The organism is Sinomonas cyclohexanicum (genome assembly GCF_020886775.1).
In the GTDB taxonomy this organism is placed as follows: domain Bacteria; phylum Actinomycetota; class Actinomycetes; order Actinomycetales; family Micrococcaceae; genus Sinomonas; species Sinomonas cyclohexanicum.
Genome location: NZ_AP024525.1, coordinates 2741589 through 2758304, shown reverse-complemented (window position 1 = coordinate 2758304; position 16716 = coordinate 2741589). Strand labels below are relative to the sequence as shown.

Below are 16716 nucleotides of genomic sequence, written 5' to 3'. Positions count from 1 at the left end.
GCGGCCCGTCCCTGTCTGGGGCGGGCCGCCTCGTCGTTCCGGGCCCGCGGTGATGGATCGTCACCGGGCGCGTCCCCGTCTCGTCAGCCGATCTCGAGGGCTGTGACCTGCCAGCTGTCCCGGCTCGTCGCCTCAAGGCGGAGGGCCACCGCGCGGCATCGCACGGCGTCGGCCACGACGACGGCGGCCTCGTAGACGCCTGGTTCAACGAGGGACGCGTGCGCGGCCTTGACCACCGCGGCCCGGTGCACGAGCGCGAGCCGTCCGGTCCCCTTCCCCGCCGCCCCCGCGGGGCTCCGAGGGCGGCTCAGGTCCGCACGCAGCTGGACCGGGCCGAGGAGGTCGCGGTGGAGCCAGGGGGCCAGCTGCGCAAGCGGCCGGTTCCCCGCGAGGACCTCCATGACGGCCCTCGTGATGGCCGATGCGAGCTTGCGCACCTCGTCGGCCTCCTTCGGCGACGGGACGGCGTGCAGGCGGCGGAGCGGACGCACCACCGGATCGGGAGCGAGAGCGGCGCTGCCGTCCGTGCGAAGGCCGGACGTCGGGGCGGGGTCCGGCTCGGCCACCGGCTTCGGCCGGTGGAAGCGGATCACGTCTGCGGTGCGGGGACCGCTCTCAACGAAGTGCGGCAGGGCGCGTGGCTGGCGCGTGGATGCCCCTGGGCCCTTCGCGGGGAACCCGGTGGAATCAGGGGCACGGCCTACGAGTGAAGCGGTCATGGCGGTGATCCTTTGTCAGTGTCGGCCGCACGAGGGTGTGCGGCAGGGAAGCGGGGCGCGTGTGGGCAGCGTGCAGGGAGAGTGGGGTGCTGTGGGGAGGGCCGCCATCGGATGGGGCCTAGGTGGCAGGTCAGCCCGGCGGCACGAGGAGAGCACCTGGTTGGATGACGTTGGGGTCGTCCCCGATGAGACCCGCATTCGCGTCGTACCACGCCGGCCACGATTCGGCGATCTGCAGGTCGCTGACGCCTGGACCGAGATGCCTCGCGACAATGGACCACAGGGTGTCGCCCGGCCGCACCTCGACGGGCCGCGGTCCCGTCGTGCTCCTCGTGGGCTGGCGGACCAGCGGGCCGGGATCAGCGGGCAGTGCCGCCGGCACCCATGCGGCCTGGGGAAGGGGGTCGCGCGACGCAGCGGGGAGCAGCTTGTCGATCGAAGGGGCCCCTGCTGACGGAACGGTGCCGGGGACCGGGACGGGGCCGCTCCAGTGGGGAATCGCCGCCGGGGACGGCGGCAGGGGAGACGAGGGCGAAAGCGTGGACGAGGGTACGAGGGATGCCGCCGGAGCCGGAGCCGGAGCCGGAGCAGCCGCGGGCGACGCGGCGAGCGCGGACGGGGCAGTCGGCGCGATGGCACTCTCACCTGCCGTCAAGGCGGGAGGGATCACATATGGGGTCTGCCCGGCGTTCGGCACTGCGGGCTGCCAGGCCGGGTCCGGGAGCCCTTGGGCGTGGGCGGCTGGCGTCGAGACGAGGCTGATCCCGAGCAGGGCCAGCGCGAGCCGGCGCATGAACGCCGGCGCGAAGGCCCCGGTTGTCCGGGCCGCGCGGTGGGCGCCGGCCACCACGAGGAGCGCTGAGCTGATCGCGAGGGCCGCGGACAGGAGCCACCACGCGACGACGGCGAGGCCCACGAGGCTCGCCAGGAGCCCGAGGAGGACATCCACGCTGAGCCACTGTGCGCCGTCGAGCGCCACCGGATCGATGCGCAGCCAGTCTCCGGACCCGCCCGGCGCGACGTTGCCGGCGAGGGCCTTGCCCGCGACGACGAGCACCGCTCCCAGCGCAAGGACCGCTGCGGTGACGAGCGCGTCCGCAGCGATCTGCTGTTGCCGTGTGTTCTCCATGTGACCCCCCGGTCTGTGTGGCCGCCGAACGGCCGTTCCTCACAATTGGATGCGTTTTGATGTCGTTTGATAACGCTGAACCTAGTTTGAGCACGGAGTGAGGAGATTGTCCAGTAAAACGTGGCTTTGAGACGGATTGACCGTGGGCGGCCTGTCTACCTAAGGTGATCGGCATGCGCTGGGACAACCTATTCGCCGACTTGGAGGGCCAGTTGGCCGCGGCCGGGAGGCTCGACCTCGAGGCGCAGGTGGCCGAGCTCGTGCGGGCCGAGCAGGCCGCGGTGCCCCTTGCTGACCGCCTGCGTGGCCACGGCACGGCAGCGCTCGACGTCGAGCTCAGGGGAAGGCTGCGGTTCCGCGGGACTCCGCGGCAGATCGCGGACGAGTGGTTCGTCCTCGAATGCGGGCAGCACGGCGTTCTGGTGCCCGCCAGTGCGGTGGTGACGGTGTCGGGCCTCGGGCGGCGGGTGCACGCGGAGCGGTCGACCGTGCGGCGGACGCTGTCCATGGCATCAGGCCTGCGCGCCCTCGCGCGCGACCGCACCGTCGTGACGGTCTTCCTCGATGGCGGGGGCGGCGAGCCGACTGCACTCGCCGGCACGATTGACACGGTGGGCGCGGACTACCTGGAGCTCACGCCGGTCCGTTCCGCCGGCGGGCACCGGGCCGGCATGACCGCGGTGCGCCTCGGCGCGATCCTCGCCGTGCGCTCTGGCGGCTGAGCGGGAGCCCGCCGGCCGGCGATTGCTACGAGCGGGCGCGGCGGTTCTCGGCCAGCGTCCGCTCGGCCTTGGCATAGCTCTCCTGGATGTACTCCTCGAGCTTGACGTCCTCGACGCGCCATTGCCCGCGTCCACCCACCTGAATGGCCTTGAGCTCTCCGCTGTGCACGAGGGCGTAGGCCTGCGCCGAGCTGATCTGGAGCTGCTCGCACACGTCGGCGAGCGTGAGGAAACGTGGCATGGACACATTCTGCCACCTGTGACCCACAGAAGATATCGTTTGATGCGGTTATCAACAGTTTGATGTGGTTTGCTCCAGTGTGACTTGGGATGCGCGGCCCGCCCGGACACAATGGCGCAGGGGGGCCGGTCCGCGGCCTGCGACTGGAGGGGAACTGCAATGCCTGCTGCCGAGAACGCGCCGGGTGCCCGGCTCACGAGGCCGTCTTGGAAGGACCCGCGCCTCCTGGTGGGAATCCTCCTCGTCCTCGCCTCGATCGCCGGGGTCGTCGGCCTCGTCGACTCGGCGAACCGCACCGTCGGGGCCTACGCGGCCAAGGAGGACATCGCCGTCGGCCAGGCAATCGATGCGAGCCGCCTCGTGCGGGTGGACGTCAGGCTCGGGGACGCCGAGGGCCGGTACCTGGCCGCAGGGACGGTGCCGGAGGGCAAGGTGGCGCTCCAGCGCGTGGCCAAAGGCGACCTCGTGCCGGCCTCGAGCCTCGGCGAACCGCAGGCCGTGGACCGCAAGCCCGTCTCGATCGGCATCTCCCAGCCTCTCCCCGCAGAGGCGACCGTCGGCACGCGGGTGGACGTGTGGGTGGCCCTCCCGGACGGGCGCAACGGATTCTCCGAGCCCCGCCTGCTCGTGCCGGGCGCCGAGATCGCGCACATCGAGGCATCCTCCTCCACACTCGGGGGCAGCCGGGAGACGCACGTGCTCGTGCTCGTCGACGACCCCAAGCTGCCCCAGGTGCTCGGCGCCCAGGCGAACAGCGCCAAGGTGTCCCTCGTCTGGAACCCGGCGGGCGGCCCGCGATGAGCATCCCAGTCGTGACCGTCGGGGCCGGCCAAGCCGAGCTGGTCGGCTCCCTCGAGCGGCTCCACGGTCCCGTCACCGTGGTGCGCCGATGCTCGGAGCTGGCCGAGCTCGTCGCCGCCTGCCAGACCGGGCTGGCCAGGGCGGCCGTGGTGGCGGGCGGCACCGCGGACCTCACCGCGACGCTCGCCGATCGGCTCGCCTCGGTCGGTGTCGGCCTCGTGGGCCTCAGCGACGACGCCGCCGAGCGCGACCGTCTCACGGCCCTCGGCATCCTCGCAGCCCCCGAGGCGATCGCCGCCCCCGACCTGGCCGCACTCATCGGTGGCGCCGTCGAGGAGGCGGCCCGACGCGCGGGCGCCGGCCCTTCGTCGTCGTTCGGGCTGGCCGGCGCCCGCCCGCTGCCGATGCCGCCCGAGGCCGCGACGGCCGACCCCGCCCCCGGACCGGGGCGGCAGGGCGAGATCCTCGCGGTGTGGGGGCCGATCGGTTCACCGGGGCGCACCACCGTGGCGATCAACTGCGCCGCCGAACTCGCGGCGGCCGGGCGGAGCGTCATCCTGGTGGACGCGGACACGTACGGTGCGTCGGTCGCGGGCGCACTGGGGCTCCTCGACGATTCAGCCGGGGTGGCCCAGGCCTGCCGGCTTGCAGATCAGGGGCTGCTCGACCCGGCCGCACTCGAGCGGGTCGCGACGCCGGTCATCACGGGAGGCGGGGCCATGCGGGTCCTCACGGGGATCACCCGCGCTGACCGCTGGTCGGAGCTGCGGTCGGCGGCCTTCGGCACGGTGCTCGAGCGATGCCGCGAGGTCGCGGAGACCGTGATCGTGGACACGGGATTCTGCCTCGAGGCGGACGAGGAGCTCAGCTTCGACACCATGGCGCCCCGGCGCAACGGCGCCACGCTGCGGGCCCTCGAGCTGGCCGATCGGGTGCTTGCCGTCGGTGCCGCGGACCCGGTGGGGATGCCCCGGCTGGTCCGTGCTCTCGCGGAGCTCGAGGTGGCCGTACCCGGATCTGCGCCGACCGTGGTGTTCAACAGGGTGCGTGCGTCGACAGTGGGCCGCTTCCCGGAACGAGCGCTGCGTGAGGCCTGGGAGCGCTTCGGTCCAGGCCTGCCGGTTTCGGCGATGCTCCCGCACGACGACGCGTCGGCGGACGCCGCTCTCCTCAACGGGCAGGTCCTGCTCGAATGCGCCCCCGAGTCTGGCCTGCGGCGCAGCATCGCAGGGCTCGTATGTGCAGAAGAACAGCAGAATCGAAGATTCGCTGGACGACGCGCCAAACCTCCGGCGAGCATGCCGCGCTAGGCTCGGGTCAGAGGGCTGCGAGGTGGCAGCCACGTCCCCTGGAGGCGAGCCAGCGTGTCTACCGGTACTGCCCAGCAGACCCCGTTCCCGTCAGCGGACCAGGAATCCCAGTTCCTGGCCGACTACTACGAGCACGTGGCCGAGGAGGACAAGCAGGCATACCCGGCCGAGGCCCTCGCCGATCGGGCGCGGCAGCACTGGGCGGTCGCCGAGGGCCGCGAGACCGGTACCGCGAACGTCGTCATCGCCGACGAGGGAAGCCGCAGCGTCGTCTACATCGTCACGGACGACATGCCGTTCCTCGTGGATTCGGTGAGCGCGGAACTAGTTCGTCAAGGCGTTCCCATCCACCTCGTGGTCCACCCCATGCTGGTCGTGAGCCGGCGGAAGGACGACGGCGCGATCGTCTCCGCGAGCCGCGTGCCCGCGCAGTGGGGAATGACGAGCGGCGACACGGCCACGATGCCGCAGCTGAGCGCACTCGTGGGCGACGGCGATAACGCCTCCCACATCGAGTCCTGGATCGCGGTCGAGATCAACCGTGCGTCTTCCGCGATGAAGACGTCCCTGATCGACGGCATCCGCCGGGTCCTCGGGGATGTCAGGGCAGCCGTCGAGGACTGGCAGCCCATGCGCACCAAGGCGCTGGAGATCGCCGAAAGCCTCGGCTCGGTCGCCGGGGCCGAGGACATCCCCGACCTCAGGTCGACCCAGGAGCTGCTCCGGTGGCTCGACGCGGGCAACTTCACCTTCCTCGGGTACCGCGAGTACGACCTGAAGTCTGTGGCCGGGGAGGACGTGCTCGAGCTCGTCGAGGGCAGCGGGCTGGGCCTGCTGCGCGGAGAGGGATCGCACGCGCTCCAGCACCTCACCGCGGAGGGCCAGGCGCACGCCCGCGAGCGGCGCGCCCTGAACATCACGAAGGCGAACTCCCGCAGCACCGTCCACCGCCGGACCTACCTCGACTACATCGGCATCAAGCGCTTCGACGCCGAGGGCCAGGTCGACGGGGAGCGCCGCTTCATCGGCCTCTTCGCCTCGAGCGCGTACACCCAGTCCGCGCGGACCGTCCCGATCGTCAAGGACAAGATCGAGACGGTCATGCGCGCCTCCGGCTTCCCGGCCGATTCGCACTCGGGCAAGGACCTGCTCGCCATCCTCGAGACGTACCCGCGCGACGAGCTCATGCAGATCGACACCGAGACCCTGCTTGACACCGTCACCCGGATCCACCGCCTCCAAGAGCGCCGCCGGACGCGGCTCTTCCTCCGTCCGGACATCTATGGCCGGTTCATGAACGCTGTGGTGTACCTGCCCAAGGACCGGTACAACACGACGGTGCGCCGCCGCATCGAGAAGGAGCTCGAGAAGGAGTTCCATTCGTCGTCGATCGACTACGACTCGCAGATGAGCGACTCCGTCCTCGCCCGCCTCTACTTCAGGATCCGCCTTCCCAAGGACACGGAGTCGGCACCATTGGACCTGAAGTCGGTCGACCGTGAGGCGCTCGAGCAGCGGCTCGTCACCGCGACGCGCTCCTGGAGCGAGGGAATCGCCCAGGTCCTGCATGAAAACCGTCCTCTGGATGCCGCCGAGCACCTCGCCGCGGTGTGGGGAGAGGCGTTCCCCGCGTCCTACCGCGTGGACTTCAGCATTGAGGACGCCCTCCAGGACATCACGCGCTTCGAGGCGTACGCTGCCGAGCGCGCGTCCGCCGCGGCGGCCGGGGCAGAGGTCTCCGAGCGGCCCGTCGTCCACGTCTACCTGCCCCAAGGGGACGTCGAGTCCCTGGAGGAGGACGCCCGCGTCAAGCTCTACCTGTTCGAGCCCAAGAGCCTGAGCCAGATCCTGCCCTACTTCCACAACCTCGGCCTCGAGGTCCTCGACGAGCGCCCGTTCGAGATCGAGACGGGCGATTCCCGCGAGTTCTTCCTCTACGACCTCGGGCTCAAGTACCCGGCAGGCGTCGACCCGGTCAAGACGGGCGACCTCCTCGCCGAGTCGTTCGGGCAGTCGCTCGCGGGGGAGACCGAGTCGGACAGCATCGACCGGCTCGTGCTGCGTGAGGGCCTCCGATCGCGAGAGGCGCAGATGCTGCGCGCGTACGCGAAGTACATGCGCCAGATCGGCAACATGAACTCGTTCGGCTTCGTGGCCGACACGCTGCTGGCCAACGCCGATGTGACGCGTGGGCTCGTGGCCTATTTCGAGGCGCGCTTCGATCCTGCCCTCGGCGACGCCGAGCGGAGCGAACGCACGGGCCGCCTCAAGGAGGGGCTGACCCGTTCGCTCGAACAGGTCCCGACGCTCGACGCCGACCGCCTCCTGCGAATGTTCATCAACCTCATCGAGGCGACCGTCCGTACCAACTACTACCTCGGCAAGCCGTACCTGAGCTTCAAGCTGCGACCTGAGCAGATCGAGGGCCTGCCCTCCCCGAAGCCTGCGTACGAGATCTGGGTGTACTCGCCTCGGGTCGAGGGCGTCCACCTGCGGTTCGGCAAGGTGGCCCGCGGTGGGCTGCGCTGGTCCGATCGGCGGGAGGACTTCCGCACCGAGATTCTCGGACTCGTCAAGGCCCAGGTCGTCAAGAACGCGGTGATCGTGCCGACCGGTGCGAAGGGCGGCTTCTACGCCAAGCGACTGCCGGACCCGTCCCGAGACCGCGCCGCGTGGCTCGCCGAGGGCGTGGAGAGCTACAAGACCTTCATCCGCGGCCTGCTCGACATCACCGACAACCGGGTGACGGTCCTCGCCGCCGACGGCGTGGCGACCGAGCAGGTCCAGCCGCCCGCCGGCGTCGTGCGCCACGACGACGACGACACCTATCTGGTCGTTGCGGCGGACAAGGGGACCGCGAGCTTCTCCGATATCGCGAACGGGCTCTCGCTCGAATACGGCTTCTGGCTCGGCGACGCGTTCGCGTCCGGCGGATCGGTCGGCTACGACCACAAGGCGATGGGCATCACGGCGCGCGGCGCCTGGGAGTCCGTCAAGCGTCACTTCAGCGAGCTCGACCTCGACACCCAGACCGAGGACTTCACCGTGGTCGGCGTGGGCGACATGTCCGGCGACGTGTTCGGCAACGGCATGCTGCTGTCGGAGCACATCCGCCTCGTCGCGGCCTTCGATCATCGGCACGTGTTCCTCGACCCGACGCCCGACGCCGCGGCCTCCTTCGCGGAGCGGCGTCGCCTCTTCGACCTTCCGCGCTCCTCGTGGGACGACTACGACCGTGAGCTCATCAGCGCCGGCGGTGGAGTGTACCCGCGCACGGCGAAGTGGATCCCGGTCTCCGACCAGGTCCGGGTGGCCCTCGGCCTGCCCGAGGGCACGACGCAGCTGAGCGTCAACGACATGCTGCGCGCTGTGCTGCTGGCTCCGGTGGACCTCTTCTACAACGGCGGCATCGGAACCTATGTCAAGGCCAGCACGGAGACGCACAGCGAGGTCGGGGACAAGGCCAACGACGCGATTCGGGTCGACGGCCGTGACCTGCGCGTCAAGGTCGTGGGCGAGGGCGGCAACCTCGGCTTCACCCAGCGTGGGCGCATCGAGGCCGCACTCCAGGGCGTCATCCTGAACACCGACGCGATCGACAACTCCGCCGGCGTGGACACCTCGGACCACGAAGTGAACATCAAGATCTTCGTGGACCGCATGGTCGCGGCGGGCAAGCTCCCCGCCGCGGAGCGCGCCGACTTCCTCCATTCGATGACCGACGAGGTGGGCCGGCTCGTGCTGGCCGACAACATCGACCAGAACATCCTGCTCGTCAACGACCGGGCGAGGGTGGTGGAGGCAAGCCCGAGCTATGAGCGGCTCATGGACTGGCTCGAGGAGGAGGCTGACCTCAACCGGGAGCTCGAGGCGCTGCCGACCACCGCGCAGCTCCACAAGCGGCTCGAGCAGGGCCAAGGCCTGACTGCTCCGGAGCTGTCGGTCCTCGTGGCGTATGCCAAGATCGAGCTGACCGAGGCGCTCCGCGACAGCGATCTCGCCGACGATCCGTGGTTCAAGGAGACCTTGAGGCGGTACTTCCCGGCGGAGCTCGCCGAGCGCTTCGAGGGCGACCTCGATACCCACCCGCTGCGTCGGGAGATCATCGCGACCATCGTGGCCAACGACATGATCAACCTCGGCGGGATCACGTTCGCGTTCCGGACCATCGAGGAGACCAGTGCCGCCCCGTCCGCGGTCGCCAAGGCATTCGTTGCGCTCCGGGAGGTGTACCGGCTCGACGAGATGACCGCGGAGCTCAACGCGCTCCCGGCGTCGTTCCCGACCGAGCACTGGACCGCCGTCCACCTCGACATCCGCCGGCTCCTCGACCGCGCGGTGCGCTGGATCCTGCACGAGGGGACCGCGGGCCAGCCGATTGCGGACCTTGTGGCGAAGTACGGCACCCCGCTCGCCACCCTCCGTGCCAAGCTTCTAGGCTACCTGCGCGGGGAGGACGCCGACCGTGTCGCGGGCTGGCTCGACCGTGCCCGCTCGTGGGGTCTGACGGAGAGACTGGCCCACCGTTGGGCGGAGCTGTTCGAGAGCTATGCGCTCCTGGACGTCGCGCGGATCGCGCAGACCTCGGGCGCCGGCGTCGAGCAGGTGGCCGGCGTGTACTACACGGTCTTCAACCGGTTCCACGTGGACAGCCTGCTCGAGCGGATTACCGCACTGCCGCGGAGGGACCGGTGGGAGGCGCTCGCGCGGGCGGCCCTGCGCGACGACCTCTACAGCACCGTCGCCGACTTCGCCCGCTCCGTCATGGACGCGGCCCCGGACACCCTCGCGCCCGAGGCCCGCCTCGCGGTGTGGGAGGGGGAGAACCGGGAGCAGCTCGACCGCGCTGCTGCGATGTTCGCCGAGGTCAACGCCCTCGAGCGCGACGACATGGCCTCGCTCTCGGTAGCATTGAGGCTGCTGCGGTCGATCGTGCGCCACTGAGCCGTTATCTCGGTCTGGGGCGCTGACACCGGGGCCGCGGGACTTCTCGCGGCCCCGGTGTCGTTCCCGCGGCCCGGCGGGGCGTCCGGGAGGCGGCCGCCCCACGCCGGCGGATCCCACGAGACAAGGCGGTGCAGGTGGCCATCTTCACGGACCCCATCAGGGAGCATGCCGACTTCGGGCCAGGCGACGCCGAGTGGCTGCATCTCCTGGTCGGGGACTGGCAGCTCGTCGCCGACCTGGCGTTCGCCGACCTCGCCCTGTGGTTCCCGGATCCCGACGACGGCTACGTGGCGCTGGCGCATGTGCGTCCATCCACCACGCACACGGTGTTCCATGCGGACTTCGTGGGGGAGCGGATCCGGTCCGATCTGAGGCCGCTCGTGGACAAGGCATGGCAGAGCCAGTCGATCGAGCGGCACCACGACACGAGCTTCAATTCCGAGATGGCCCTGCGCGTCGAGGCGGTGCCGTTCGTGCGCAATGGGCGGACGCTCGCCGTCGTGACGTCCCACCTTGACCTTTCCAGCTCGCGGATGCCGAGTCGTCTCGAGCTCACCTACCGGCAATGCGCCTACGACCTGCTGCGCATGGGCACGCTGGGACTCTGGCCGGACTTCGCCTCCCCCACGGGCTCCCGGCGTGGCGCGCCACGCGTGGGGGACGGCCTCATCCGGCTCGACGCCGAGGGCATCGTCCAGTACGCGAGCCCGAACGGTGTCTCGGCGTTCCGCCGTCTCGGCGGCGTCGAGTCCCTCGAGGGGCGCTCCCTCGCGGAGGTCGCCACCGGACTGCTGAAGGACCGGCGACTCGTGGACGAGACGCTCCCGCTCGTGGTGACGGGGCGGATGCCGTGGCGCAGCGAGATCGAGTCCCGCGGCGTGAGCCTCTCGCTGCGCGCCATCCCGCTGCGGGACGAGCACGAGCGCTTCGGTGCCCTCGTGCTGTGCCGCGATGTCTCGGAGCTCCGCCGCCGCGAGATGGAGCTCGTGACCAAGGATGCGACGATCCGCGAGATCCACCACCGGGTCAAGAACAACCTCCAGACCGTCGCCGCGCTGCTGCGCATGCAGTCCAGGCGCATGAAGAGCGAGGAGGCCAAGCAGGGCCTCGAGCAGGCCATGCGGCGCGTCGCCACGATTGCCCTCGTGCACGAGACCCTGTCCCAGGGGCTCACCCAGACGGTCGACTTCGATGAGCTGATCGGCCGCCAGTTCCGGCTGTCGGCGGAGGTGGCCACGGAGGGCCAGCACGTGGCCACCGAGCGCCGGGGCGAGTTCGGCGAGCTGCCCAGCGACTTCGCCACCCCGCTCGCCCTCGTGATCAACGAGCTTGTCACGAACGCCGTGGAGCACGGCCTCGCTGACAGGTCGGGGACGGTGTGGCTCACGGCGGACCGCCAGAGGGACGCCACGGGCGCCGAGGTGCTCGAGGCCACGGTGGAGGACGACGGCGTGGGGCTGGCTCCCGCCGCGGCGCGGCACGAGGGCCTGGGCCTGCAGATCGTGCGCACGCTCGTGACGAGCGAGCTCGGGGGTTCGATCGACTGGCACCCGCGCGACGGCGGCGGGACAGTGGTCCGCATCGTGCTGCGGCCGGTGCACGAGTGACCGGCCGGATGGACCGGGAGGGCGCGGGCGCTCCGTGAAACGCCTCCGGCCCCGTCAGCGACGCTGACGGGGCCGGAGGCATTTGGTTTCCCGGGCTGGTCTGCCCGGGTGTCAGGAGGCGCGGCGGGCGCGCGCGGCGCGGCGCTTGAGGGCGCGTCGCTCGTCCTCGCTCATGCCGCCCCAGACGCCGGCGTCCTGCCCGCTCTCGAGGGCCCACTGGAGGCACGTGTCCACGACGGGGCAGCGACGGCAGACGCTCTTCGCCTCTTCGATCTGCAGGAGGGCCGGCCCGGTGTTCCCCACGGGGAAGAAGAGTTCGGGATCCTTGTCGAGGCAGGCCGCGCGGTCACGCCAATCCATGGTGGTAGAGCAACTCCGTTCTGAGGGGACGCTCGCTTGTGAAAACATTCACGAGTGCATCCAAAGCAAAGGGGCCTTTCTGGGCCCCGCGGTCAACTTCATTAAGGTTGTCACGTTAACTGGGTGTAAACAAGGGGTCCGGAGGGGGATTCCCGTCCTAAACGGGAGGGATGCGTCACACCCGCGAGGGCCGATCGGCCCGGTTCTGCCGCGTCACGCCCCCGCGCTGCGGGGTGCCCCGGGCTCGGCCGGACAGGCCGCGTCGAGCGGCTGGCGGTATCGTGCGGGTGTGCCCTCAGCAGATCAGAGCTCGGCCGCAGTGCCGGTACCGCGTCCGTGGACGCTCATTGTCCTCGTCGCCATTGTGCTGCTCGAAGCCGCCGTGCTCGCCGGATTCGCAGTGTTCTACGCACTCGCGCTCGCGGCGGGAGATGCGGCAACCTCGCCGGGTGGTGCTGCCTTCACCCTCGTGCTCCTCGCGGCATTCGCCGCGTGGCTCGCCTCGGCCGCGGTCTTCCTCTGGCGTGGGCGGCGTTGGCCCCGCTCGGCCGTCCTCGTCGCGCAGCTCTTCGCACTCACCATCGGCGTGCCCACGCTCACGAGCGGCGTCGTCTCCTTCGGCCTGGCCGTACTGGTCCCTGCCGTGGCCGCGCTCTTCCTCCTCTTCGAACGGCGGGTCCTCGCCGTCACCCAGGGGACCGCACGGCGCCACCCCCAGCAGGGCCCGGGAGAACCGGGAGGACCAGAGGCGGCGCATCCCCAGGATCCGCAGGGCTGACGGCACCGCGGACGACGCCAAGCTGCGTTTCGATCTGGCGGCCCGACACGAGGGCAACGGCCCGCCCGGAAGGGACGCTCGCCGGCACGTCGATGCGCACACCGAAGAAGTCGCCGTCGTTCGGTGAGCGGGGCTGCAGCACGATGCCGGTCCCGCCGTAGCGGGCCCTCACGGCAAGCTGGCACCGCGCAGCCAGGTTCGCGCTGTGCTGCGCGGTCGCCACGATCGAGGCGCCCGCGTCGAGCAGCCGTGCCAGCACATGGTCCTGGTCGGGGTCGAGCCTGTGCGCGTCGTCCACGAGCACGACCGGCGCGCCGTCCACGGAGGGGCCGGTGCGCGCGAGGCGGTCGAGGAGGGACTGCCACGCGCGTGCGCGGTCCTCGCGTCGCGGCGCGAGGAACTCGTGCCGAGGGTTCATGGCGGGCACTGCCTCGATGAACGTCGTCTTGCCCGATGTGGCGCCGCCGAGTACGAGGAGTGCCTCGCCGGGGGCGAGCCGGAGGGAGAGGGGGCGCACCTCGTCGCCCGCGAGGCCGATGACCAGCTCGCCGCTTCGCCCGTCCGGCACGCACTCGCCCGCCTCCGCGTCCGTCAACGCCGCTATGCGGTCGGCGGGCGCGAGGCGGGGGAGCGGATCGATCCGGAACGGGGCAGGCTCGGCCATGGCCCGCCGCCGTCGGCGCGTCATGGGTGCGCCGCCGCTCTGTACCCCGGCCTCCCGGCCCGGGTACTCGTAGCACTGCATGGCGAAGGCCCCGCCCGCAGCGAGAGTCCCTGCCGCCGCGGCACGACCGGCCAGCGCGGGCATAGCGGGCAGCCGCGGCCACGACATGCGCGCCTCCTCGGTCGTGCCGAGAGGGAAGAAGACCCGTGCCGGCATGCCTGAGAAGGCCCGCGACGACGCAAGCTCGCGATGGCCCGCCGCGATGACCGCCAGGCCCGCAGATGCGCCGTCCCGCACGAGTCCGCCCAAGGCCTCCTCGGCCCAGGCGAGGGTGCCCGACCTGAAGGCGGACACCCACGCGCCCCAGGCCGAGACGACGAGCACGAGCGGTGTCAGGCTCGCGCCGTCCCCGCGGGCCAGCCGGTCCGAGCATTCCTCGCTGAGCCTGGCCAGGACGCGGGCGGCCCGCCTCGGCTCGCCGATGCCCACCGATGAGCCCACTCGTGGGTGGTCGCGGAGGAACGCGAGGGACCCGTCCCCGTCGAGGATGTACAGGTGGCGGCACGGACCATCCACCGCGAGCTGCGCTGCCGCCGCAGCCAGCGTCCCGGACACGCCCGACGCCGATGGCCCGACGAGCGCCAGATGCCCATCACGCGCGGGTGCCCATCCCAGGACCGTCGTCCGCTGCTCGTGCGGGAGGTCGACGACGCCGAGCCTCACCTCTGCCCGGTCGATCCCCTGACTCTGCCCACCGCCACCGTCGGGCGAGCCCTGCTCGTGCCACGGCAGGCGGTCGGGGAGCGGCACCGCGAGCGGCGTGCGGACAGGTCCCCCGCCCAGGCCGTCCCACGCCCGGACGGCTGCGGCCACGAGCGGCGCGGCGGCCTCTGCGGGCGTGTGCTGGGCAATCCCCTCCCGGCCGTCGGCGCCGTCTTCGAGCCACGCCAGGGCGTCGGCCACCCGCACGTCCTCGCGCTTGCCCCGAGCGGCTGCGACGCCCAGCGAGGCGGACTGGAACTCGACGGGCGTCCCGCCGCCTACCGAGAGGTAGGCCCTGCCGGGGAGTCCTACCGGGATCCATGCGGCGACGGGGCTCCCCAGCACGTCGCGGGACTCGGAGTCGTGCTGCGTCCGCAGGCCGATGTTGGTGGTCACGTTCGCCCGGATGTCGGCGGAGATCGCCCCCTGCGGACGCTGGGTGGCCATGATGAGGTGCATGCCGAGCGAACGGCCCACGGTGGCGACGCGCATGAGCTCGGAGAGGGCCCCTGCGGCCTCCTCGACGAGCATCCTGAACTCGTCCACGACCACGATCAGGCGCGGCAGGTCGCCACCACCGCCGCGGCGGTGGTAGTCGCCGAGGTCTGCGGCCCGCGCGTCCGCCAGCACCCGTTCGCGCCGCTTGAGCTCCGCCCGGAGCGACGCGAGAGTGCGGTCCATGCCGCCTTCGGCGAGGTCTGTGACCAATCCCACACAGTGCGGCAGGCCGGCGAGGGGCTCGAGACCTGAGCCGCCCTTGAAGTCCACGAACAGGAACGTCACCCGGCTGGGTGCGTGCAGTGCGGCCGCGCCCGCGATCAGGCTCCGCAGCAGCTCCGACTTGCCAGAGCCTGTGGTTCCCGCGACGAGCACGTGCGGGCCCTCCGAGACGAGGTCGAGCGACGCCGTGCCCCCGTCCGTGCGCCCCAGCGGGAGGAGGACCCCGGCCGTGTGGGCCGTCCGCTCCCAGGCCACCGCGATGCCGTCGGGATCGGTTGCCACGAGCTCGTCGAGGCCGCACCGTTCGGGGACACCGGCCTCGTCGCCGGCGGCCGCGCGCCCCGCGGCCCGTCGTGCCGCGGCCTCGAAGGCCGGGGCGGGCACGAGGTCAGGGGCGAACGCGGACGTGGCCCCGGCCGAGCAGAACTGTGCGCGGCCGCCGTTGAGCCGGACCACCGCTTCGGGATTCGGGCCTATGGCCGACGCCGGGCCCACCACGGGCCAGCCGAGCTCGGCCGCGGCCTCCACCAGGTCGGCCCCCGCCCCGTGGAAGGCCACGACCGCGACGGCGGCCCCGCGGCCCGCGCTGTCGAGGGACCCTCGGGTGGTGCCGCGCGGGAGGACCCGGACCCGCGGCAGGTACCGGGCCGCGAGCCTCGTCTCATCGTCGCCGCCCAGGACGAGCAGGCGGATGCCCGCCGCCGCCGGGACGAGGGAGAGCTGGAGCAGGAGCGAGCGCAGGAGCCCCTCGGCCTCCGCGGTGCCCGCCTCCACGGCCAGTCGGGCCGGAAGGGCTACCGTGAACGGAGCATCCGCCAGGACCGGAAGCACGTCTCCCTGGGGCGCCGCCGGCTCCACCACGATGCTGGCGGGCACGCTCGCGGTTCCCAGACGGAGGTGGAGCCCCGCGGTGGTGTCCTGCGCCGTGGCCGGAGGGGTCGCCTCAGCCAGTCCCGGCGTAGGCGCGGGCGCCACGCCGACGGCCCGGGCAAGCAGCCCCGCATCCGGTGCGGTGCGGCGGCGGCGCGCCGCGTCGTCGTCGGCCGCTGCAGCCAGCCTGCGGGCGAAGTCGCGGCGCGCAGACCGCCCCTCGGCCAGCGGGATGAGCGGCGAGACCACCGAGACGGCGGTGAAGGCGAGGAACACCCACATCCCCGTGAGCACGGCCATGCCCACCCCGACGAGGAGCGGCAGGACCACCATGGTGACCGTGGCCGCCTTGCGGGACGGCGGCGCGTGCCGGGCCACCCGCACGGGGGGCGCCGGCCCGCTGCCAGCGGCGGGATCGAGCAGCGGGCCGTCGGCGGCGAACTCGAGCGTGCACGTGCTCGATCCGAGGCGGAACGCCTGGCCGGTGGAGACTCCGGCGCGCTCGACCTTCCGCCTCCCGAGCCAGACGCCGTTGGCGCTGCCGAGATCGCGGAGGACGACGCCGGCGTCCGTCACCTCGATCTCGGCGTGCTCGCGGGACAGATCCGGGTCGGGGAGCGGGCAGCGGTGGCCCGGGCCTCCCGGGGACCGGCCGAGTCGTGTGGTGCCGCGCCCCAACGGGACGACTGTGCCGGAGACGGGCCCGGTACGGACCACGAGGACGAGCGGAGGCGTCTCACGGGGCCCCCGCACGTGTCCGTCCGCGATGAGGACGCAACCACTGACCAGAGGAGCCTCGCCGGCCTTCAGGCGGTCCAGGGGGACGCCCTCGAGGGTGCACGACTGGGCCCCCAGATCCCGGGCCAGCACCTCGGCGATCCGGGAGCCGGGCGTGCCCTCGGGGGCGTCCACGACGACTTCGCGGCGCGCCTGTGCCGCGTGTCGGGTCACGTGCCCGGGCCGGAGCGAGATGAGCGTGCAGTGCAGTTCCATGGCCCCCCTTCCGCCGCCGAGCATCGGATGCGGCAGCCGATGGACCAAGGCTATGGCCGCACGGGCCTGGGCGGGGATCATGGCCGGCAGCCT

11 protein-coding genes are annotated in these 16716 nt (G+C 71.8%); 6 read left to right on the top strand and 5 right to left on the bottom strand.

Translation table 11 applies throughout. From position 1 onward, the window contains the following. Positions 1–83 precede the first annotated feature (83 nt). Positions 84–719, bottom strand: a complete 636-nt coding sequence (locus tag SCMU_RS13085; RefSeq protein WP_229229569.1) for an Rv3235 family protein — start codon at positions 717–719, stop codon at positions 84–86. A 130-nt stretch (positions 720–849) separates the two neighbouring features. After that, positions 850–1848 carry a LysM peptidoglycan-binding domain-containing protein gene (locus SCMU_RS13080; RefSeq protein WP_229229568.1) on the bottom strand — a complete coding sequence of 333 codons (999 nt, stop codon included), beginning with the start codon at positions 1846–1848 and terminating at the stop codon, positions 850–852. A 173-nt stretch (positions 1849–2021) separates the two neighbouring features. Between SCMU_RS13080 and SCMU_RS13075 the strand changes: the two genes are divergently transcribed. After that, positions 2022–2570 (top strand): hypothetical protein, encoded by a 549-nt coding sequence (locus SCMU_RS13075; protein ID WP_229229567.1) that lies wholly within the window; start codon positions 2022–2024, stop codon positions 2568–2570. A 25-nt stretch (positions 2571–2595) separates the two neighbouring features. Here the strand turns inward: SCMU_RS13075 and SCMU_RS13070 are convergent, their stop codons facing one another. After that, positions 2596–2811, bottom strand: coding sequence for a helix-turn-helix domain-containing protein (locus SCMU_RS13070; RefSeq protein WP_229229566.1), 216 nt, complete (start codon positions 2809–2811; stop codon positions 2596–2598). Between the two features lie 159 nt (positions 2812–2970). Here SCMU_RS13070 and SCMU_RS13065 point away from each other — a divergent pair, with 159 nt between their 5' ends. From SCMU_RS13065 to SCMU_RS13050, 4 genes are all read left to right on the top strand, one after another. After that, positions 2971–3612, top strand: a complete 642-nt coding sequence (locus tag SCMU_RS13065; RefSeq protein WP_229229565.1) for a hypothetical protein — start codon at positions 2971–2973, stop codon at positions 3610–3612. Further along, entirely contained in the window at positions 3609–4922 is a 1314-nt protein-coding gene (locus SCMU_RS13060) for a CpaE/TadZ family protein (protein WP_229229564.1), read from the top strand. The genes SCMU_RS13065 and SCMU_RS13060 overlap by 4 nt, the downstream gene beginning before the upstream one ends. Positions 4923–4976: 54 nt before the next feature. Beyond that, on the top strand, positions 4977–9866 hold the full coding sequence (locus SCMU_RS13055; RefSeq protein WP_229229563.1) for an NAD-glutamate dehydrogenase: 4890 nt from the start codon (positions 4977–4979) through the stop codon (positions 9864–9866). A gap of 137 nt (positions 9867–10003) precedes the next feature. Next, positions 10004–11476, top strand: a complete 1473-nt coding sequence (locus SCMU_RS13050; RefSeq protein ID WP_229229562.1) for a sensor histidine kinase — start codon at positions 10004–10006, stop codon at positions 11474–11476. Between the two features lie 111 nt (positions 11477–11587). Here the strand turns inward: SCMU_RS13050 and SCMU_RS13045 are convergent, their stop codons facing one another. After that, entirely contained in the window at positions 11588–11836 is a 249-nt protein-coding gene (locus tag SCMU_RS13045) for a WhiB family transcriptional regulator (RefSeq protein ID WP_066498767.1), read from the bottom strand. A 289-nt stretch (positions 11837–12125) separates the two neighbouring features. Between SCMU_RS13045 and SCMU_RS13040 the strand changes: the two genes are divergently transcribed. After that, complete coding sequence (locus SCMU_RS13040) at positions 12126–12614, top strand: hypothetical protein (protein ID WP_229229561.1); 489 nt, start codon at positions 12126–12128, stop codon at positions 12612–12614. Here SCMU_RS13040 and SCMU_RS13035 read toward each other — a convergent pair. Then, the gene (locus SCMU_RS13035; protein ID WP_229229560.1) at positions 12523–16704 is read right to left on the bottom strand and encodes an FtsK/SpoIIIE domain-containing protein; all 4182 of its coding nucleotides are present in this window, start codon (positions 16702–16704) and stop codon (positions 12523–12525) included. The two genes, SCMU_RS13040 and SCMU_RS13035, sit on opposite strands and share 92 nt — an antisense overlap. Positions 16705–16716 lie beyond the last annotated feature (12 nt).